The organism is Microcystis sp. M090S1, from assembly GCF_020246295.1.
Classification (GTDB): Bacteria; Cyanobacteriota; Cyanobacteriia; order Cyanobacteriales; family Microcystaceae; genus Microcystis; species Microcystis aeruginosa.
Map to the genome: position 1 here is coordinate 1 of NZ_JADBTF010000415.1, position 19,218 is coordinate 19,218.

Consider the following 19,218-nt stretch of genomic DNA (forward strand, 5'->3'; position numbering starts at 1 on the left):
CGACCGACCCAACTGCAACAACAGGCGTTAGATTTATTGGGAGTTTCCTTGATTTGTACCCAGTAACGGGGTGCTGGAAATTCTCTTAATCCCTCCTACAGCATAGGTTATGGCCTTTTGTCAACGGGGAAGTCCAGTTATTAGGACAGGCAAGAGGCAATAGGCAATAGGCAAAAGGGGCAATAGATAATCAGTCTTTAATAACCATATTTAGTATCAGTCATCAGTCAGAAAAATCATTAAACCTCTTGCATAATTAATTTTTCATGGTTCAAAAACAGCAAAAATAAGGATTAAATGGCATAAAATTTGTAAATAGACCATTTAATTGATTGTTATTCATTCTTAATTCTCCTGACTACTGACTACTGGCTACTGACTCCTAACCCTAACAACGATTTTGATTTCTGCAAGAGGTCTATTACTGCCGATAACCTAAAACACATCCACCCCTGCAAACCCTTGCATTTTGGCATTAGCGGCTTCCCCACAGCTGCGCGGGGTGGGGAATAATTTCCCCGGGTTAGCTAAACCTTTGGGATTAAAACAGTCCCGCACATAGCCCATAGTTTCTAAGTCAATCTCGTTGAACATGGCGGGCATATAACAATTTTTATCGATGCCGATACCATGTTCGCCCGATAAACTGCCCCCAACCCGCACACAAAGTTTGAGAATTTCACCGCCTAATTCTTCCACTTCTTCCCAGGCCCCCTCCACCTTATTATCGTAGAGAATCAACGGGTGTAAATTGCCATCCCCAGCGTGGAAAACATTGGCGATTTTATAACCGTATTTTTCACTTAAAGCCTTAATTTCCTGAAGAACATACACCAATTGAGTGCGGGGAATCACCCCATCTTGCACAAAATAATTAGGGCTAATTTTCCCCGCCGCCGCAAAAGCCGCTTTTCTGCCCTTCCAGAGTTTCAAGCGGGTTTCCGCATCATTAGCCGTGGTGATATTTCTCGCCCCATTTTGACGGCAAATCTCGGCAACCCGATGCTTATTCCTGGTTACTTCTACCCCTAAACCATCCAATTCCACTAATAAAACTGACTCGGCATCCCGGGGATAACAGCCGGTAGCCACCACGTCTTCCACGGCGTTGATACTGAGATTATCCATAATCTCCATCCCCGCCGGAATCATTCCCGATTTAATAATATCCGCCACCGCTTGGCCCGCCGCCTCGATACTGGTAAAATCGGCCAGTAAAACACAGATAGATTCCGGAGTTTTCAGAATTCTTAGGGTGATTTCCGTGGCGATGCCTAAAGTTCCCTCGGAACCCACAAATAAACCGGTTAAATCGTAGCCCGGTTGTTCCGGTACCGCACCCCCCACATCGATAATTGAACCGTCGGGAAGGACGATTTTTAAGCCCATAACGTGATTGGTAGTCACGCCGTATTTTAAACAGTGAACCCCGCCGGAATTTTCCGCCACATTACCGCCGATCGAGCAGATAATTTGACTAGAGGGATCCGGTGCATAATAAAATCCCGCCCCGCTTACTGCTTGCGTCACCCAATTATTAATCACCCCGGGCTGTACCACCACCCTTTGATTATCTAAATCAACCCTGAGAATCTGATTCATCCGCGCCGTGACGATGAGAATCCCCTCTTCTAAGGGTAACGCCCCTCCCGATAAGCCCGTTCCTGCACCCCTCGCTACCCAGGCAATCTCGTTATCGTGACAGAGTTTCACCACCGCCGCAATTTCTGCGGTGCTGCGAGGCAGTACCACAAGAGCGGGTCTTTGTCTGTATCCTGTGATACCATCGCACTCGTAGGTTAATAATTCATCTTTGCGACGGATGACTCCATCTTTGCCAAGGATCGCTTCTATCTGTTTGATCAGATTGGGGGAGATTTTCGGGGGATTTTTGAGTAACATAGGTTTCAGGGCGGCGGAGTCGCAGTAAAATGGCTCTATAGGTTAAAATATCGCAAAAAAGCCAGAAATAAAGCTTTAAAAACTGCTCTCTCCTATTTTAGCACTACAACCCCTTCCTCTGTAGATAGAAACCTGCAAGGGTCTAGATTCATAGAGAAAATTGCCGATAAATTTGCCAGTGCTTACCGTTATGAATTAGGAGGGTAATTTGATTAATCATCACCTCAAAAAATAGCTCTTGATTAGCATATTTTGACCAAGCTTTCCAGAAATTATCTTTAGTTAAATCTCGGAAGCCAACGGTTAAATGGGGCGAAAAAGCTCGGCTTTTTGAGACATTATCAATGATATTCAGGGAAGATTCTAGCTGCTGTAAAAGCCGTTTTTGCAGGGTTAATAATTCTGGGGTTTTCTGGACATTAATATAAATGACTCGCGGTTTAAAGGCGGCAAAATTCTGGAGAATTAGGGGAATAGGAGCGTGCAAGCGGGCAAATTCCTCTAAACATCTTTCTAAATCCGGTAATTGTTCTAAATTCCACCGGAAAGGGGGTTGGAGAGTGACGTGGGGAGGCGATTTCAGGGCGGCGCGACTATTGTAAATTTCTGCAAACTCTACCTTGATTTTTGTGGCAATTTCCTGTACTTCTGGCGGCGGCAAAAGCGCAATAAAAAATAGAGATCCCTGGGGTTGATTCATGGAGACAAGCAAGGTAGAGAAATGAAGATATTATCTCGATTCTAGCAATCTTCAACAACTCTAGCTAATTGTATAGCTCTGTTACATTGCACCATTGACGGCCAAGATTAATCGGTATAATTATAGGGTTGTTAATCAGTCCTAGTCTCCTGAGAATTTATGCCCTGGTTTGTCAAGATAGAAAAAGGCATTGTTGATAAAACTACCTTCGATCGCTATGTCAGCGCCCATAAGGACTATGTGCGTGATTTAATTAGCCAAGGACGAGCAGCAAAAACCGGTTATTGGGCAGAAAGGGGCGGCGGAATGTTATTATTTAAGGCCGATTCTCTTGAGGAGGCTCAAGCAATTATAGTTCGCGATCCTTTAATCGAGAATGGTTGTGTGGAATATGAACTACATGAATGGCGAATTGTCGTAGAATAATCCAGCTTTTCAGGGAACAGTGAACAGTAATCATACTAAATCTGGTTATTAAAGACTGATTATTTATTCACACTTTTGCCTCTTGCCTCTTGCATGAGTGCCTGTCCTGATATGTAGCCTAGACTCAACGGATTTAGTATCAGTAATCAGTGAAAACACAGCAATGTTAAGCTGTTGATTATCTAAATATTACTCGTTAATACTGCCTGGGAGTGGGGAGATGGGGGTGGGGAGTGGGGAGTGGGGAGACCACTTCGTGCGCGTTGCGGGGGGAGTGGGGAGATGGGGAGCTTTTTTGCTGTGAACTGAAAACTCACATCTGATTACTGATTACTGATCACTGATAACTGATAAGCTATACTGGGGGAATTGTGCTAAAAGCACGGTTGATGCTGCCGATCATTAAATTAAATTGTCTCTAGTGAAATTGAGGAATTAACTTTGTCTAAACAAGATCTCATCGAAATGGAAGGAACCGTCACCGAATCCTTGCCCAACGCCATGTTTAGGGTGGATTTAGATAACGGTTTCAACGTCTTGGCCCATATATCTGGCAAAATCCGCCGTAATTATATCAAAATCCTCCCCGGCGATCGAGTCAAAGTGGAACTGACCCCCTACGACCTAACCAAAGGCAGAATTACCTATCGCCTGAAAAATCAAAAAAAATAGCGATAAATAGGGGCAGAGAAGCCAAAAAGCCTAATAAGCGGCCAAATTTATTTTAAAAAAATAGGTGACACGGGTAAAAGAAATCTGATATAATAGTAAGCTTGCAGTGTTGCCAGAATAGTTAGGCATGAAAGTTAGAGCGTCTGTCAAAAAAATGTGCGAAAAGTGCCGCGTCATCCGTCGGCGCGGTCGAGTCATGGTAATTTGTTCCAACCCCAAACACAAGCAGAGACAAGGTTAACCCACCAAAGTCACTGTCTTGGGGCAGAGAATCGTTACCGTTAATTGTAGTCGTTTTTGGAAAAAAAATCGTTCATAGGGAGAAAGAAAAAGCGTGGCAAGGATAGCTGGTGTAGACCTACCTCGCGATAAGCGTGTGGAAATCGCCCTGACCTACCTCTACGGAGTGGGTCTATCGCGTTCCCAAGAAGTCTTATCTGCGACGGGTGTTAACCCTGACACTCGGGTCAAGGATCTCAGCGATGAAGACGTGGCGGCGCTACGGACTTATATCGAAACAAATTATCAAATCGAGGGGGATTTGAGACGCTGGGAGGCGATGAACATCAAACGCCTCGCCGATATCGGCACCTATCGAGGTCGTCGGCATCGGCTAGGATTACCCGTGCGCGGGCAACGGACGCGAACCAATGCGCGGACCCGTCGCGGTCGTCGGGTGACAGTGGCAGGGAAGAAAAAAGCCCCCTCCAAGAAATAATTTTTTATTCATTGCGATATCCCCCAATCAAGAAAAACTATGGCGCGACCAACCAAAAAAACCGGACCAAAAAAACAGAAGAAAAATATTCCTACCGGAGTCGCTCACATTCAATCGACCTTCAACAATACCATTGTCACGATCGCCGATACCAAAGGCGATGTGATCTCTTGGGCATCGGCGGGATCGAGTGGTTTTAAAGGAGCCAAAAAAGGAACCCCCTTCGCCGCCCAAACCGCCGCCGATAACGCCGCCCGCCGAGCGATCGAACAGGGAATGCGTCAACTAGAAGTGATGGTTAGTGGCCCTGGGGCAGGACGGGAAACCGCAATCCGGGCCCTGCAAGGAGCAGGATTAGAAATCACCCTGATTCGGGACGTGACCCCCATCCCCCACAATGGTTGTCGTCCTCCCAAACGCCGGAGAGTGTAAACAGTGAACAGCTTTTTCAGGTGACAGGGATCTTGAGGCTGGCAGCCGTTAGCTTTTCGCACATCAGCAGGAGAATCGGGTCGTCAAAGACCATCTGATCAAAAAACTGAACGCTGAACGTTAAATGCTGAACGCTAAGAAAACTGATAACTGATAACTGATAACTGATAACTGAACAAGGGAGGTCAATCGGTGGCGCAATTTCAAATCGAGTGTGTAGAAGCAAAAACTTACAAGAATCAGAGTCAGTACAGTAAATTTGTACTAGAGCCTCTGGAAAGAGGCCAGGGTACGACCGTAGGTAATGCCCTGAGACGGATTCTCATTTCCAATCTGGAAGGGGCGGCCGTGACGGCCCTGCGGATCGCGGGAGTCAATCACGAATTTGCCACCGTCCAGGGAGTACGCGAGGACGTGATGGAACTCATGCTCAACATGAAAGAAATCATCCTGAAAAGCTACACCAATCAAACCCAGATCGGGCGTTTAGTGGCAACTGGACCGGCGACGGTAGTGGCGGCACAATTCGATTTACCTTCAGAAGTGGAGATAGTCGATCGCAATCAGTACGTCGCTACCCTAGCCGAAGGGGCCAAGCTAGAGATGGAATTTCGCGTGGAAAAAGGCAAAGGCTATCGGGCGATCGATCGCAGTAAAGAAGAAGCCACTTCGCTAGACTTTCTGCAAATCGACTCGATTTTTATGCCCGTAACCAAAGTCAACTACAGCGTCGAAGATATCCGTTCCGAAAGCGGTCAAGCTAGAGATCGTCTGCTCTTGGAAATTTGGACAAACGGGAGCATTAACCCCAAAGAAGCCCTTTCCCAAGCGGCCGATATGCTAGTTAATCTCTTTAACCCGCTCAAGGATCTCAACGCCCTCGAATCCTCCGGTAACTTTGACGACCAAGAGATCAACCAAGAAAACCAAATTCCGATCGAGGAACTACAATTATCCGTGCGCGCCTACAATTGCCTGAAGCGAGCGCAGATCAACACCGTAGCCGACCTCCTCGATTACAGCCAAGAAGATCTCTTAGAAATCAAAAACTTTGGGCAGAAATCGGCTGAAGAAGTCATTGAAGCCCTACAAAAACGGTTAGGCATCACCCTACCCCAAGAAAAAAGCAAGTAAACCCAATTCCAGGAAAATACCATGAGACATCGATGTAAAGTGCCTCAATTGGGTCTACCGGCTGACCAAAGAAAGGCACTGCTGCGCAGCTTGGCCACCCAGCTAATTCGCCACGGTCAGATCACCACCACCCTAGCGAAAGCGAAAGCGGTGCGAGCAGAGGTAGACCACATTATCACCCTAGCTAAAGACGGTTCCCTGAGCGCCCGTCGCCAGGCTATGGGCTACATCTACGATAAACAACTGGTTCACGCCCTGTTTGAAGGCGCACAAGCCCGTTATGGCGGTCGTAACGGCGGTTATACCAGGGTCGTGCGTACCCTGCGCCGTCGCGGGGATAATGCCCCCATGGCGATTATCGAACTGATGTAACGATGACAGCTTGCCACCAGTCGCGGATCGCCCTAGTTATCCAGTATGTGGGAACTAATTTCCACGGCTGGCAACGGCAACCCGATCACAGGAGCGTGCAGGAAGAAATCGAGAAGGCTCTGGCCGATATTCTCGGTCATGACGTCACTCTGCACGGGGCCGGACGTACCGATAGCGGTGTTCACGCCGCCGCCCAAGTTGCCCATTTCGAGCAGCAGAGTCCGATCCCACCTTCCCATTGGGCTAAGGTTCTTAATGCTCGGCTAGATGACGATATCGTCATCCGGGCCTCGGGCCGGGTTCCCGATCGCTGGCACGCCCGTTTCTCGGCCCTCTGGCGACGTTATCGTTACACCCTCTATACCGACCCCATCCCCAATCTATTTGTTAGCCCCTTTAGTTGGCACTACTACCATCGTCCCCTCGATGCCGATTTGATGGCCAGGGCCTTAAAGCCCCTATTGGGTAAGCACCATCTGGCCGCCTTTCACCGTGCTAACTCTAGTCGTGACCATTCCTGGGTAGAAGTACAAGGGGTGGAATGCTACCGTCAAGGGCCGTTTGTACAGATGGAAATTCAAGCCAATGGCTTTTTGTACGGGATGGTGCGCCTATTGGTGGGAATGTTGGTGGAGGTGGGAACTGGTGAGCGATCGCTAGAAAACTTTACCGACATCTGGGTCAATCAGCGCCGAGAATTGGTCAAATACGCCGCACCAGCTAAAGGACTATGTTTACTGCGGGTGGGTTACGCCGATTTTCCCTTTGCCGATAGCGTCTGGTTCGAGACTCAGCCTCTTTATTATTTCCGAGCAGAGGGGATAGGGGAATAGGGTAATGGGGGAATAGGGGAATTTCAACTAAAACCCAACACCCCAACACCCTAACACCCCAACACCCCAACACCCAGGTCGGCAATAAAAAAAATTATTTTTGTAAACCAAGGCAAACTCACCATGAACAAAACACCTCTACCAAATTTAGAGACTCTAGAGCAGAAATGGTACGTCATTGATGCGGCCGATCAGCGTCTAGGTCGTCTGGCCACCGAGATCGCTATGATTCTACGGGGCAAAAATAAAGCCACCTTCACCCCCCATCTGGATACGGGGGATTTTGTCATTGTTATTAACGCTGAAAAAGTGACGGTGACGGGCAAAAAACGCCAACAGAAAGTTTATCGCCGCGACTCCGGCAGACCGGGTGGTATGAAGGTAGAAAGCTTCGATAAACTGCAAAAACGCATTCCCGAACGGATTATCGAACACGCTGTTAAGGGAATGCTCCCGAAAAATAGCTTAGGTCGGAAATTGTTCACGAAACTGAAAGTTTATGCCGGTGCGGAACATCCCCATCAGGCACAACAACCGGAAGTTTTAGCGATTAATACGATTCCCGCAGGAGGAAATTAAGTCAATGCAAGCCACGGACAGTAAAAATAAGGTAGTTTATTGGGGAACGGGACGACGCAAATCGGCGGTCGCTGCCGTGCGTCTCGTGCCGGGGACGGGGGCAATTACCGTTAACGGTCGCGATGGAGAAACCCATTTTAACCGCATTCCCACCTATATCCAGACGATCAAGGCTCCTCTGGAGACTTTGGGACTGGAAAACGAGTATGATATCATCGTTAAGGCCGAGGGCGGTGGTTTGACTGGCCAAGCGGACGCGGTGAAATTGGGTGTCGCTAGAGCTTTATGTCAATTAGCGCCGGAAAATCGTCCTCCCCTCAAGAGTGAAGGTTATCTGACTCGTGATCCCCGGGCGAAGGAACGGAAAAAATACGGTCTTCACAAAGCGCGCAAAGCGCCTCAATACTCGAAACGTTAGGTTAATAGAGAGGTTTATTATGCCGAAAAAAATTCATCCTACTTGGTATCCGGAAGCTAAGGTGATCTGTAATGGTGAACTGGTGATGACGGTGGGTTCGACAAAACCAGAAATTCATGTGGAGGTTTGGTCGGGTAATCATCCTTTTTATACGGGAACCCAGAAGATGATCGATACGGAGGGCCGGGTCGATCGCTTCTTGCGTAAGTACAAAATGGGCGATAAGTCAAGCAAAAAGGCCGATCAGAAATAATTCTTTACTTTTGCCTTTTTGACCCGGTGGGGAGATTTTCCCACCGGGTTTTTTGCTATTTTTAGGCTGGTAGGGTCATTATTTCTGCACTGATACTAAATCTGGTTATTAAAAACTGATTATTTATTCTCCCTTTTGCATCAGTGCCTGTCTTCATAAAGCTTTTCTCATAAAGATGAAGTATAATCTGATGCGGTATTGGCGATCGCATACTGTTGCCTACACCCTATTTTTAGACTCGCTCCCAGATTTACTAGCACAAGTTGCTCAAAAAGTCAAGCAAATAAAAGATACAGAGCAAAGACCAAATTTTGTCAGTTGTAGGGGACTTTTTTGCGCGTATTTAAAGGAAGGCAGCAGCTTTATTCGATTTTTCTGAACTAGAAGATTGAGAAGCTTGGTTAGGATCTCCCGGAAACTGAGCGTTCCCCAGTAAAACCGGGGAAGGAGATATATATTTTTTTACCTACCTGATACTTTTTAACAGATTAACTATCTCATCGGGGAATCTTTGCTGTAATTCTTCATCGGATAATCGCGACAACAGAATCATAAAATTTTGCCTTACTTTTTGGGTATCGGGATGATTTTCTCCTAATCTTTCTTGATAAATAGCAATAGCTCTCACATACAACGGTTCCGCTTCTGCGTATCTGCCTTGGTATTTGTATAATTCTGCTAAATTATTGAGACTGGTAGCAACACTAGGATGGTTTTCTTCTAATAGCTGTTCTTTCAGAGAAAGGGAGCGCTTATACAACGGTTCCGCTTCTATGTATCTGCTTTGAAATTGGTACAATCCTGCTAAATTATTGAGACTGGTAGCAACATCGGGATGGTTTTCTACTAATAGCTGTTCTTTCAGAGAAAGGCATCTCTTATACAAGGGTTCCGCTTCTGCGTATCTGCCTTGGGAGCAGTATAATCCCGCTAAATTATTGAGACTGGTAGCAAAATAGAGATTGTTTTCTCCTAATAGCTGTTCTATCAGAGAAAGGCATCTCTTACATAAGGGTTCCGCTTCTGCGTATCTGCCTTGGTATTCGTATAGCACTACTAAATTATTGAGACTTTGTGCAACATCGGGATGGTTTTCTCCTAATAGTTGTTCCCTTAGAGAAAGGGAGTGCTTATACAACGATTCTGCTTCTGTGTATCTGCCTTGGCATTGATATAAGAGTGCTAAATTATTGACACTGGTAGCAACAATGGGATGGTTTTCTCCTAATCGCTGTTTTATCAGAGAAACGGAGCGCTTACACAACAGTTCTCCTTCTGCGTATCTGCCTTGGAATTCATATAACACTGCTAAATTATTGAGAATGTCAGCAACAATTGGATGGTTTTCTCCTAAGCGAGATTGGATTTCTTCACAACATTTTGTTAAGGTAACTGCTGCTAAATCATATTCTCCCTGTCCCTTATAAAACAAAGCTAACCCAAGAAACACCTGAATTAAATTATCTTCCGGGTTGGGAATATCATCTAACATGGTTTGACTGACAAGTTGCAGATGGGGAATTGCGGGAGTTACCGCTGCAATAATCTCCCTTGTGGGGGTTTGCGGGATATTTTCGGCAATGGTTAACAAAGTTTCCACAAAAGCGCATCGATAAAGAGAATTTTTCTCAGGAATTTCCTGTAATTGCCGTTGAAAAAATTCTCTCACGAGGGGATGAATCCGATAAAAAGAATAGTCCTCATCCACGGGTTGCATCAGATGAGAATTATCCAATTGTCCCCGCGCTTCTTCTAGTTCGCTTTCGGTAATTTCTGTGGATTTTGCCGTATCTTCTAGCAACGTCCAAGCAATAGCCACCGGTGCGAATAAACTCAACAGCATTGCCACTTTTTGAACAGCAAAACTTAAATCATCCCAACTGATTTTAATTGCGGCTGCTACCCCTAAATGTCCATAATCTCTGTGGTTTCTTTCCTTGGTTAAAGCAGTATGAGCTAAATTTAATTTATCGCGTAAATGGCTAAACTTTAAATGACGATTTTTCGCTAAATATTCCCCCACCAACTCCACTGCTAAGGTTAAGCGTCCTAAAATTTCGTGACAAATCTGTTCTACTAAAGCTTTTTCTTGCTCAACTTTAGCAGTACCAACAATTTTGGTTAATAATTCTACACATTTATCTAAGGGTAAAACATCTAAAGCTATAGACTGAAATTCCGTACTAAGACACCTTTCCCTAGTGGTGACTAATATCTTAATCCTAGAATCTTTTGGTAACATTCGATCGGGAATTCTGTCGATATTGGGGACATCATCGAGAATTAATAATAATTTTCCCTGCTGAGGTAGCCAATTTTGCCAATACCAGTCCACTTGTTTTTCTAAAGATTCTTTTTTCAATATTTCTGGTAAAGATAGATAGGGACCAGCTAATTTAACTATTTCTTCTGCTAAACCCGATAGTCGCAAGGATAACCAATATTGTGCCGCGTATTCCTGTTGGTATCGTTTCGCATATTCCAAAGCTAAAGCGGTTTTTCCTATTCCCCCTAACCCTTCCACCGCACAAACAATCACCCCTTGTTCTGTTTGCAATTGCTGATGAATTAAGGTTAACTCATCTTCCCTCCCGACAAAATTAACCGTACTTTTGCCCACATTACTAGGGACAGCTTGACGTTCTTTTGGTTCGGGAATATTCAGATTAAAAGTATTATTTTGATTGTTATCATTTCCATCTTGCTCAATATTGATTTTCATTTTTAATTCTCTCTAAAAATTATTATCTTTGCTCAACATAAATCTAATATAAAATTAATATTAATGAGGTTTTTAAGGAAAATAACGATACATTTCCTTTCGGTGTAGAAGACGAACCAAGGCGACAATATCTTGCTCTAAATATAAACCAAGACGATAATCCCCAATCCGAATGCGATAAAATCCTCGATACCCTTGAATCGCTTTGACATTACGCAACTCGGTTAAACTTTTGGCTGATTCTATCTCCTCAATAATTGCCTGAATTTGTCGCTTAATTTTACGATCTTTGAGATTGCGTAGATCTGTCTCAAAGCTTTTACGAAATTCAATATTCATCTCTTATTCTTTTAACAGAGTCAAAATTTCATCACGACTGACATTGTTACTATCTTTTCCCTCTTGAATTGCCCTAGCCATGGCCGTATCTTCCAGCACTTCATAAATTAACTCTTTTAGTAAATCCTTTTCTTGTATTAATAACTCATAGAGTAACTCTTTTAATATTGGTTTTAACGCTTCTGCTTGCAATTCTGACATAAATTACCTCTTGTCTTTGATAATAACTATTTTCAATGATAACATTTACTAGGCTTGGTTTTCACAGATTAAAGATGTTGTTCTGTGTATTACCAATTCCTGATTGACTAATATTAATTGTCCGATCGATACCGGCCAAGCTTTTAGAGGGAATACTTACTTTTTTAGCCGATTTTTCACCCCTGCAATCGCACGATTAAATGTGGGAAAATAACGCTTAAAAGTTGACTCAGTATCTAATTCCGCCTCGTAAGTCAGGGAAACAAAAGGAGGTATAGTAGATATGGCCGCTTTTAATTTGGCTGCTGCTGATCGCTCTGGTTGATTGAGTTTAGCTAGAATTTGGTTTAATAATTCTAAGATTTGTACAGAAGCAAGTTCAGGGGGTGGTTCTGCGGTAATTGCCGTCAATTCTGTGACAATTTCTGCTACCATTACCTCGGCATCAGGAAAAGATGCTTCTTGACTCTCGCTGGCGACTAAATCCCATTTTTCTCGTTCCAATTTTTTAATTTCTATGCGCTTATCGTTTATGCGTTGCTGCAAAAGAACTTTATCTTCTGGACGCGCACCTGTCCACGCATCGCGGATTCCCGCTAATTGTTCTTTCAAGCGTTGAATATTTTTATCGAGATTTTGTAATTCGCCAGCAGACATAGAGAAATAAGGTTAAATTACAGGGTTAATTTAATTATGATCTATCCATCTAGAAATGTCATTCCTTTGGCTGCCCCCCACTCCCCAACACCCAACCCCCTCACGGATCGCTGAAAAAGCCTAGCTCAATCTGGAAATTTTGATTATGATCATTAGTAATTGACCTTTATTTGTGATATAGATTCAAAGGAGAGACACGGTGTCCACAGAAGTCATCGAAAAGCGTTCCACAGCGACAATCCGTAAACCAGCACCGCGTTATCGCGTTTTACTCCACAATGACGACTTTAACTCGATGGAGTATGTGGTTCAGAGTTTAATGCAAACGATCGCCGGTATGACGCAACCCCAAGCAGTCGATATCATGATGGAAGCGCACACTAATGGTACAGCCTTGGTGATTACCTGCATCCAAGAACACGCGGAATTTTACTGTGAAACCTTGAAAAATAAAGGTTTAACCAGCAGTATCGAACCCGATGAATAAAAGATTGCGGGTAATTGCCACTTACCCAGTCCCCCTGCGACTGGGAATTTTTATTTTGCTCTTACTTTTTCTCTGGTTGCCGATCGCACTTCCCCTCTATCACTTTTTTGCCACTAATGCCAATCTTGTCTCAATTTTGACCCTTTCTGTTCTCTATCTGGAATTTTTGGGGTTATCCCATTGGTGGGGACGGACAATTTATGGCGATGAGGGATTAGCCGATTATGGGTTGATTTGGCGAAGAAAAACGCCGATCGAGTTAATTAACGGGTTGGCGATCGGTTTATTTTTCACTTTCTCGCTTTTTCTGTCCCAAGCGTTCCTAGGTTGGTTAAATTTCTTACCCGCAAATCCCCAGATCAGCAAAATCATCCTGGAGGGGTTTTTAGTCGCTTTAGCGGTGGGTTTTGCGGAAGAATTGCTATTTCGGGGCTGGTTACTGGGAGAATTAGAAAAGGATTATCGTCCCGCTATCGCTCTAGTGATTAGTGCCTTAATTTTCGCTCTTACCCACTTTATTAAACCTTTAGCCGAAATTATCCGCACTTTTCCCCAATTTCCTGCCTTAGTCTTGCTAGGATTGATTCTCGGTTGGGCAAAACGCGCCTGTGGTGGTAGTTTGGGTAAAAGTATCGGTCTGCACGCGGGTTTAATCTGGGCATACTATATATTAAATGTGGGTCAGTTAATTAAATACACTGGTACTGTTCCCGATTGGTTAACTGGAATCGATAAAAATCCTTTAGCGGGAGTGATGGGTTTACTTTTCCTGACAATTCTCGCTATCTGGATCAGAAAAAAAGCAGTTTTGAGTGAACGATAGGGGATTAAATCAATTACTATAAAGGGGAAATTGCCCATGAGAGTTATAGCCGATGAATCGATTATTATCTTTTCTAGAATATCGCCCGCGTTTGCGTAATATCCTATCTTTTTGTTTCTCTCTTATCGTCATGCTGTTGATCGGTGTAGGCAAAGTCACAGCACAAGATTTAAATAGTTCTACTCTGGATTTAGTTGCTAATCTCTGGATGTTAATAGCCGGCTCTTTAGTATTCTTTATGAATGCGGGTTTTGCCATGCTGGAAACGGGTTTTTGTCGTACTAATAACGCCACTAATGTCTTAGCTAAAAACCTAATTGTCTTCTGTGTTTCTGCCTTGGCTTATTGGATGTTTGGTTTCGGTTTAATGTTTGGTGATACATCTGAAGTGGGAAATAGTTTCTCTGGTGGTACAGGATTTTTCTTGGAAATTTTAACCCCTAATAATCAATACATTCAATTCCAAAAATTGTGGCCAGGTCGTTCAATTGCCACTTTATTTTTCTTTCAATTAACTTTTGCGGGAACTGCGGCGACCATTGTATCGGGAGCAGTGGCAGAAAGGGTTAAATTTTGGGCATTTTTGCTATTTAGTTTCTTTTTAGTCGCTTTTTCTTATTCTCTGACAGGACATTGGATTTGGTCATCGGAAGGATGGTTATATAACTTATTTAAGTTTCGAGATTTTGCTGGTTCAACGGTGGTGCATTCGGTGGGAGGAATGGCCGGATTAGTGGGTGCTTGGTTGCTAAAACCGAGAGATGGACGTTTTGGTTATAATTGCAAAACTGACTGTTATGAAGAAAAAGAAAGGGGAAATTTTGCTCCCCATCAGTTAGGATTTGCAACCCTTGGTTGTTTAATTATTTGGTTAGGATGGTTTGGTTTTAATGGTGGTTCGGCGGTAAATTTGGATGATGTCCCCATGGCAATTACTACCACGATGATTGCCGCTGCTGCTGGGGGAGTTTTGGCATTAATTCTTAATCCTTTAATCGGTCGCAAAGCCAGTTTATCCACAATTATTAATGGCATTTTAGGGGGATTAGTGGGGATCACGGCATCATCAGGTTATGTTAATATCAGATCAGCTATTATCATTGGTGGCATTAGTGGCATTATTGTCTTATTAGGAGAAGAATTTTTAATTAAAACTAAAGTAATTGATGATCCAGTGGGAGCAATTCCAGTACATCTTTTTTGTGGTTTTTGGGGAACAATAGCGGTGGGTTTCTTTAGTAATAAAGATGCCGGAGAATTCGCCAATGGATTAACACAGGATAGTCCTATATCTCAAGTCGCTTTTCAATTTTTTGGATGGATTGTAGTCATGGCATTTACTTTTATTTTTAGTTTAATTCTCTGGCTAATTATTGGCAATCTCCTCTATTATACGCAAGTAATTGTTTTACGTCAAAAGAATCCACAGGTTAATTTTTCTCCTGTTATCAGGAGTCAATCCTTCAATGTTTCTGACCTATTCTCTCTAGTTTGGTCACGGGGAAGGGAAGGAATCCGAGTATCATTATCCGAGGAATTAACGGGTAGCGATGGGGTATTTAGTGATTGAAAAATTAATGTTTATTCAATAAGTTTTTGGCAATTTGGATTATCTTGCAAAGCTCGATCGATATCCGATTTCCAAGCTCTATCCTTATACCAAGTCTTTGCCCAAGATTGAGCTTCTTTAAAGTTATCAGAAGTTGGGGGGATTTTGCACAAAATTTCAAAACCACCTTCTCTACCCGGCACATTAGCCACAAAATTATTGGCAGCTAGTCCTACTGCTTGCTGAATTAACCTTAATTCAGTTAATTGAGTCCCACACTTTTCAGGAAACTGATCACCTTGTTTCCTTTTCAAGTCTTGCAGTTGTTGAATATTCTCTTTTAAGGTAATATTCTCATCTCGTTTAGCACAAATTTCTGGAATACTAGGTGATGGTGAGGGTGTCTCCACGCCATTAGGAGTCTTTTCAGGAGTCTTGAATGACAAGAAAGTAAATCCAAGAAAGCCTAATAGTGCCAAGAAAGATAATATTTTAGTTAAACCAGCAGGAGAATTCTCCACATCAACTAATTTTTCTAATTCCTGTCTAACCCATTTAAAATTAAATACTTCTTTATAAATTCGATTGGTCACTTCTAGATAATAATCATTCTTAATCACTAATTCTGCTTGCTGAAGTGCCAATTTTTCTGGTTTATTATCAGCAAAGACTCTCCCCTGCAAAATGTCTTGATAAATTTCTAATGTTGACCTAACATTTTTATCAGGAGTTAAGAGACTGTTTTGTATTTTCTGAAGATGAGCTGCCGCTTTATTTTGTAACCAATTTTCTACGATATTCTTCTGAATCAATTGTTCAATTACTGGTTTTTCTTCTCCTTTCCGCAACTCATTTTTATTGTCGATTAGCAAACCGATAACTATTTCCGTTAACTCCAAGTTACCACCCGTCCAAGCTAAAGTTTCCTCAATTAAAGCTGCTCGTTGATTCTCCTCAAATTTGGGCGTTAATTGTTTTTCAGCCAGTTGATGTGCTTCCCCTTGACGTGCTATCTGTGCTTTTCGTTTGGCTGCGATTTCACTTAACTCTAAAAAACGCTTTTCTGACTCATTAATATCTTGATTTTCACTCCAAGTTAAAGCTTCTGCTAAATCTTGATCAGAAAGAAGTTTACTAGCATCTTCCCCTGAATTTAACCAAACTTCGTACTTTTCAATGTATGGAGGGATTTTATTTAATTCCGTTGTCACCCAAGTTTCATTAAAAACATTTCTATAAATCTTATTATAAACTTTTAACTTTTGTCGGTCTTCAACTACCAATCCTGTTAAGCGTAATTCTATTTGATCGGGACTACCATCATCGGTAATTTCACCATTTTTTAAAATTTCTAGGTAAAGCTTCAGCATTCTTCTACCCGTGACACGCTTATTTAATAAACGATTCCGAATAGTTTTTAGGTGTTCTGGACTATCTTGAGATACCCAGTTACTAATTACTTGCGACTGGATAAAATCGCCGACATTAATCGGGGTTGCTGGGGATTCCTTGCCAAATTCAGGGCGAGATGTGGAGATTAAATGACAAATTTTTTGAGTTAAAAACGGTTGTCCACCTGTCCAGTCTATAACCTCCTCTAAAACCCGTTCTGGTGCGATAACTTTGTCCTGCAATCCCTCGGCAAGTTTTCTGGCATCCTTTATAGTAAATCCAGATAATCGAATATCTTGACCAATATTAAAAGGACTACGATTATTATCTAGAATAAAGTTAGAAACTGCCGCTACCCCCAACATACAAAAGGTTAGACGTTGGTAATCCCTATTATGGGGACGTTTTTCATGACAGCTACGCAGCCAAGCAAAGAAATCATCTGTGGAAAATTTTAAACTCAGAACGCTATCAATTTCATCGAAACAGATAACAATAGGTTGGTATATCTCCTTTAAGAGAATTTCCTCAACAAATTCATCAAGACGATTAATAGCTGATTTATAGGCTCGTTCATCCCACCAAGTTTGCTCTTTTCCCCGAATAGAAAGATCAAACCGTTTAACCAGTTGCTCAAATAATACTCGATACCAAATATCTTCGGAGATGTTTTTTCCTAGACCACTCAAATCAATGGTAGCACAGTCAATATTATCCTCTTGCAGTCGTTTTTGTGTCTGTACCCACAAACTTGATTTTCCCATTTGACGGGAATTTAACACATAGCAATACTGTCCATTTTTTAGATAGTTATAAAATATATCATCTGCTTCCCGCTTGATATAACTAGGTGCATCTAGGGGAACGCTGCCTCCAACATAATAAAAATTGGTCGCCATAGCATTAAAATTAGCAATTTGTCTGATTGGTTAAGTTCGATGAATAATTTAATCAAAGGTTATCTGTGCCTAAGCTAGTCCGCATTTAAAGTTCTGGGTTCGATGGGGGAACGGGGAACAGGTGAAAACGAATATTAGATTTAGATGTACAACAGTTTAACTCAATATATTGGATTTTAGGAGGATAGGCGATACCTAAAATAGTCGCTGTATAGTGGATAACGGGGTTGAACAGCATTCTGCACAAAGGTTACTAATCCTAAACTATGAAGTTGCCAATTAATTGTTGCACCTAAATCAACGGGAGAAGAGGACTCTACAACCTTTTTCATTCCTGCTGCTAGGTTTGGATGTTCTTGTAAGTTTAGCAAATGTCCTCGCAAATGATCCCCATAAATTCCCTCTTCCGTGGCTGCTGTCTCTAAAAAATCTGCTAAAGACAGTTGTTTTTGGCTAATCGCATAAATCGCTTTTTGGATTAAATAGGGATGTCCCCCGACAAGATTAATTATTTTTTGCAGTTCATCTTTTCCCAAGTTAGCCTGATATTTATTGGCTAGAATCAAGACCTGTTCTAGAGTAAAATCAGGTAACAGTATTTCTGTTCCTACATTCACAGGAGATTTATTCAGGTCAGCAGGAACATAATTTTCTGTGGAGTAGGTGATAATTAAGTGTAACTTTTGCCAAGTATTATTATTTTTTGCCTCCTCGTGCCAAAGACGAAATAAACTAAGGAAATCGTCGGCAACGCTGGTATAGGCAAAGAGACTATCTATCTCCTCTAAAACTAAAATTAGGGGTTTATCCAGCTTTTTGAGCAAATGGTCTTCAAAATAGGCAGTACAGCTATAAAGTCCTAATCCTTCTTGCCATTTTTCCTGAAAGAGAGCTGCTAACCCTAATTTCTTGGAAATAATCAAAGCAAACCAAGAGAGCAATCGGTCTAAATCGCCGATAATTCCTTTACTTGCTTGTAAAAAACTCAAACTGACGGTTTTATACTGTCTTTTGTCAACTTGACTCAAAATTCTATCGACTAATAGGGTTTTACCCATCCCCTTGGCTGATTTAATTCGCAATAATGAACCTGCTTGACGCACCGTCTCCAGACAAAGCTGTTCCACTGGAGGACGTTCAACATACTTGGAAAAATCCGCAGCCCGGTTTTCTCCCTCATCCTCAGACGTGGCAGCTGGTGTTTCCTCCAACTCATCCCAGTCAGCGATTTCTCGATAATCAAGGCCTAAGCTTTGACAAATTTCAAAAAAATTGGGATTACTAAGACGTTCAACATACTTGGAAAAATCCGCAGCCCGGTTTTCTCCCTCATCCTCAGACGTGGCAGCAGCTGTTTCCTCCAACTCATCCCAGTCAGCGATTTCTCGATAATCAAGGCCTAAGCTTTGACAAATTTCAAAAAAATTGAGATTACTAATCGGTTTACCGTTAAGAAAAAGGCTAATAGTCGATTTTGCGAACCCTAACTCCTCAGCAAGCAGCTGTTGAGTTGCGTAACCATTGCGTCTAACTGCTTGTTTGACTCTAGGGATATATTCTGATTTTACTTTAAGCGATCGCGCCATAAACTTCCATCAATCGACGTAATTTCTATTTTATCGCAAAAAACTCAGACATATCTCAGTCATGAGATCAGAGAGTGATCGTTTACGCTATCATCGCAAAAAACTCAGACATATCTCAGTCATT

The 19,218-nt window shown here is 42.6% G+C and carries 22 protein-coding genes; 14 read left to right on the forward strand and 8 right to left on the reverse strand.

Going from position 1 to position 19,218, the window contains the following annotated elements:
- Positions 1–435: 435 nt before the first annotated feature.
- Entirely contained in the window at positions 436–1,902 is a 1,467-nt protein-coding gene (gene glcD / locus IM477_RS18295; protein WP_287732965.1) for a glycolate oxidase subunit GlcD, read from the reverse strand.
- Positions 1,903–2,050: 148 nt separating this feature from the next.
- On the reverse strand, positions 2,051–2,602 hold the full coding sequence (locus IM477_RS18300; protein ID WP_287732967.1) for a 2'-5' RNA ligase family protein: 552 nt from the start codon (positions 2,600–2,602) through the stop codon (positions 2,051–2,053).
- A 159-nt stretch (positions 2,603–2,761) separates the two neighbouring features.
- Here IM477_RS18300 and IM477_RS18305 point away from each other — a divergent pair, with 159 nt between their 5' ends.
- The 11 genes from IM477_RS18305 (at position 2,762) to rpmE (ending at position 8,439) form a co-directional block, all read left to right on the forward strand.
- Positions 2,762–3,028 carry a YciI family protein gene (locus tag IM477_RS18305; protein ID WP_002736524.1) on the forward strand — a complete coding sequence of 89 codons (267 nt, stop codon included), beginning with the start codon at positions 2,762–2,764 and terminating at the stop codon, positions 3,026–3,028.
- 441 nt (positions 3,029–3,469) lie between these two features.
- On the forward strand, positions 3,470–3,700 hold the full coding sequence (gene infA, locus IM477_RS18310) for a translation initiation factor IF-1 (protein ID WP_002737109.1): 231 nt from the start codon (positions 3,470–3,472) through the stop codon (positions 3,698–3,700).
- Positions 3,701–3,827: 127 nt separating this feature from the next.
- Entirely contained in the window at positions 3,828–3,941 is a 114-nt protein-coding gene (gene rpmJ / locus IM477_RS18315) for a 50S ribosomal protein L36 (protein WP_012593611.1), read from the forward strand.
- A gap of 93 nt (positions 3,942–4,034) precedes the next feature.
- Complete coding sequence (gene rpsM / locus IM477_RS18320; protein WP_002735415.1) at positions 4,035–4,418, forward strand: 30S ribosomal protein S13; 384 nt, start codon at positions 4,035–4,037, stop codon at positions 4,416–4,418.
- A 39-nt stretch (positions 4,419–4,457) separates the two neighbouring features.
- Positions 4,458–4,850, forward strand: coding sequence for a 30S ribosomal protein S11 (gene rpsK, locus IM477_RS18325; protein WP_002735413.1), 393 nt, complete (start codon positions 4,458–4,460; stop codon positions 4,848–4,850).
- Between the two features lie 192 nt (positions 4,851–5,042).
- Positions 5,043–5,984 (forward strand): DNA-directed RNA polymerase subunit alpha, encoded by a 942-nt coding sequence (locus IM477_RS18330; RefSeq protein ID WP_158200657.1) that lies wholly within the window; start codon positions 5,043–5,045, stop codon positions 5,982–5,984.
- 21 nt (positions 5,985–6,005) lie between these two features.
- Positions 6,006–6,356 (forward strand): 50S ribosomal protein L17, encoded by a 351-nt coding sequence (rplQ, locus tag IM477_RS18335; protein ID WP_024970315.1) that lies wholly within the window; start codon positions 6,006–6,008, stop codon positions 6,354–6,356.
- Positions 6,357–6,358: 2 nt separating this feature from the next.
- A complete protein-coding gene (truA, locus tag IM477_RS18340) occupies positions 6,359–7,189 on the forward strand; it encodes a tRNA pseudouridine(38-40) synthase TruA (RefSeq protein WP_190380505.1) in 831 nt (276 codons plus the stop codon).
- Between the two features lie 123 nt (positions 7,190–7,312).
- Entirely contained in the window at positions 7,313–7,768 is a 456-nt protein-coding gene (rplM, locus tag IM477_RS18345) for a 50S ribosomal protein L13 (RefSeq protein WP_002735375.1), read from the forward strand.
- A 4-nt stretch (positions 7,769–7,772) separates the two neighbouring features.
- Positions 7,773–8,186 (forward strand): 30S ribosomal protein S9, encoded by a 414-nt coding sequence (gene rpsI / locus IM477_RS18350; protein WP_002760057.1) that lies wholly within the window; start codon positions 7,773–7,775, stop codon positions 8,184–8,186.
- A gap of 19 nt (positions 8,187–8,205) precedes the next feature.
- Positions 8,206–8,439, forward strand: coding sequence for a 50S ribosomal protein L31 (gene rpmE, locus IM477_RS18355; RefSeq protein WP_002760058.1), 234 nt, complete (start codon positions 8,206–8,208; stop codon positions 8,437–8,439).
- 466 nt (positions 8,440–8,905) lie between these two features.
- Here the strand turns inward: rpmE and IM477_RS18360 are convergent, their stop codons facing one another.
- The 4 genes from IM477_RS18360 to IM477_RS18375 form a co-directional block, all read right to left on the reverse strand.
- A complete protein-coding gene (locus IM477_RS18360; protein ID WP_502866549.1) occupies positions 8,906–11,059 on the reverse strand; it encodes a tetratricopeptide repeat protein in 2,154 nt (717 codons plus the stop codon).
- A gap of 174 nt (positions 11,060–11,233) precedes the next feature.
- Positions 11,234–11,500 carry a type II toxin-antitoxin system RelE family toxin gene (locus IM477_RS18365; RefSeq protein WP_287732972.1) on the reverse strand — a complete coding sequence of 89 codons (267 nt, stop codon included), beginning with the start codon at positions 11,498–11,500 and terminating at the stop codon, positions 11,234–11,236.
- A 3-nt stretch (positions 11,501–11,503) separates the two neighbouring features.
- Positions 11,504–11,701, reverse strand: a complete 198-nt coding sequence (locus IM477_RS18370; protein WP_002755355.1) for a hypothetical protein — start codon at positions 11,699–11,701, stop codon at positions 11,504–11,506.
- Positions 11,702–11,857: 156 nt separating this feature from the next.
- Complete coding sequence (locus IM477_RS18375; protein ID WP_287732973.1) at positions 11,858–12,358, reverse strand: hypothetical protein; 501 nt, start codon at positions 12,356–12,358, stop codon at positions 11,858–11,860.
- A gap of 199 nt (positions 12,359–12,557) precedes the next feature.
- Here IM477_RS18375 and clpS point away from each other — a divergent pair, with 199 nt between their 5' ends.
- Genes clpS through IM477_RS18390 form a run of 3 tightly spaced genes read left to right on the forward strand, consistent with a single transcriptional unit; the run spans position 12,558 to position 15,238 of the window.
- Positions 12,558–12,845 (forward strand): ATP-dependent Clp protease adapter ClpS, encoded by a 288-nt coding sequence (gene clpS / locus IM477_RS18380; protein WP_002738526.1) that lies wholly within the window; start codon positions 12,558–12,560, stop codon positions 12,843–12,845.
- On the forward strand, positions 12,838–13,668 hold the full coding sequence (locus tag IM477_RS18385) for a CPBP family intramembrane glutamic endopeptidase (RefSeq protein WP_287693288.1): 831 nt from the start codon (positions 12,838–12,840) through the stop codon (positions 13,666–13,668). Before clpS ends, IM477_RS18385 begins: the two co-directional genes overlap by 8 nt.
- A gap of 52 nt (positions 13,669–13,720) precedes the next feature.
- Complete coding sequence (locus IM477_RS18390; protein ID WP_287732974.1) at positions 13,721–15,238, forward strand: ammonium transporter; 1,518 nt, start codon at positions 13,721–13,723, stop codon at positions 15,236–15,238.
- Positions 15,239–15,249: 11 nt separating this feature from the next.
- Here IM477_RS18390 and IM477_RS18395 read toward each other — a convergent pair whose 3' ends face one another.
- Both IM477_RS18395 and IM477_RS18400 read right to left on the reverse strand, forming a co-directional pair.
- On the reverse strand, positions 15,250–17,508 hold the full coding sequence (locus tag IM477_RS18395) for an AAA-like domain-containing protein (protein ID WP_287732975.1): 2,259 nt from the start codon (positions 17,506–17,508) through the stop codon (positions 15,250–15,252).
- 176 nt (positions 17,509–17,684) lie between these two features.
- Positions 17,685–19,094, reverse strand: a complete 1,410-nt coding sequence (locus IM477_RS18400; RefSeq protein WP_287732976.1) for an AAA-like domain-containing protein — start codon at positions 19,092–19,094, stop codon at positions 17,685–17,687.
- Positions 19,095–19,218 lie beyond the last annotated feature (124 nt).

What these genes read in the sequence shown, in the direction of transcription:
- glcD (WP_287732965.1), bottom strand. Translation starts at nt 1,902, where the DNA reads ATGTTACTCAAAAATCCCCCGAAAATCTCCCCCAATCTGATCAAACAG.
- IM477_RS18300 (WP_287732967.1), bottom strand. Translation starts at nt 2,602, where the DNA reads ATGAATCAACCCCAGGGATCTCTATTTTTTATTGCGCTTTTGCCGCCG.
- IM477_RS18305 (WP_002736524.1), top strand. Translation starts at nt 2,762, where the DNA reads ATGCCCTGGTTTGTCAAGATAGAAAAAGGCATTGTTGATAAAACTACC.
- rpmJ (WP_012593611.1), top strand. Translation starts at nt 3,828, where the DNA reads ATGAAAGTTAGAGCGTCTGTCAAAAAAATGTGCGAAAAGTGCCGCGTC.
- rpsK (WP_002735413.1), top strand. Translation starts at nt 4,458, where the DNA reads ATGGCGCGACCAACCAAAAAAACCGGACCAAAAAAACAGAAGAAAAAT.
- rplQ (WP_024970315.1), top strand. Translation starts at nt 6,006, where the DNA reads ATGAGACATCGATGTAAAGTGCCTCAATTGGGTCTACCGGCTGACCAA.
- truA (WP_190380505.1), top strand. Translation starts at nt 6,359, where the DNA reads ATGACAGCTTGCCACCAGTCGCGGATCGCCCTAGTTATCCAGTATGTG.
- rplM (WP_002735375.1), top strand. Translation starts at nt 7,313, where the DNA reads ATGAACAAAACACCTCTACCAAATTTAGAGACTCTAGAGCAGAAATGG.
- rpsI (WP_002760057.1), top strand. Translation starts at nt 7,773, where the DNA reads ATGCAAGCCACGGACAGTAAAAATAAGGTAGTTTATTGGGGAACGGGA.
- rpmE (WP_002760058.1), top strand. Translation starts at nt 8,206, where the DNA reads ATGCCGAAAAAAATTCATCCTACTTGGTATCCGGAAGCTAAGGTGATC.
- IM477_RS18365 (WP_287732972.1), bottom strand. Translation starts at nt 11,500, where the DNA reads ATGAATATTGAATTTCGTAAAAGCTTTGAGACAGATCTACGCAATCTC.
- IM477_RS18370 (WP_002755355.1), bottom strand. Translation starts at nt 11,701, where the DNA reads ATGTCAGAATTGCAAGCAGAAGCGTTAAAACCAATATTAAAAGAGTTA.
- IM477_RS18375 (WP_287732973.1), bottom strand. Translation starts at nt 12,358, where the DNA reads ATGTCTGCTGGCGAATTACAAAATCTCGATAAAAATATTCAACGCTTG.
- IM477_RS18385 (WP_287693288.1), top strand. Translation starts at nt 12,838, where the DNA reads ATGAATAAAAGATTGCGGGTAATTGCCACTTACCCAGTCCCCCTGCGA.
- IM477_RS18390 (WP_287732974.1), top strand. Translation starts at nt 13,721, where the DNA reads ATGAATCGATTATTATCTTTTCTAGAATATCGCCCGCGTTTGCGTAAT.
- IM477_RS18395 (WP_287732975.1), bottom strand. Translation starts at nt 17,508, where the DNA reads ATGGCGACCAATTTTTATTATGTTGGAGGCAGCGTTCCCCTAGATGCA.
- IM477_RS18400 (WP_287732976.1), bottom strand. Translation starts at nt 19,094, where the DNA reads ATGGCGCGATCGCTTAAAGTAAAATCAGAATATATCCCTAGAGTCAAA.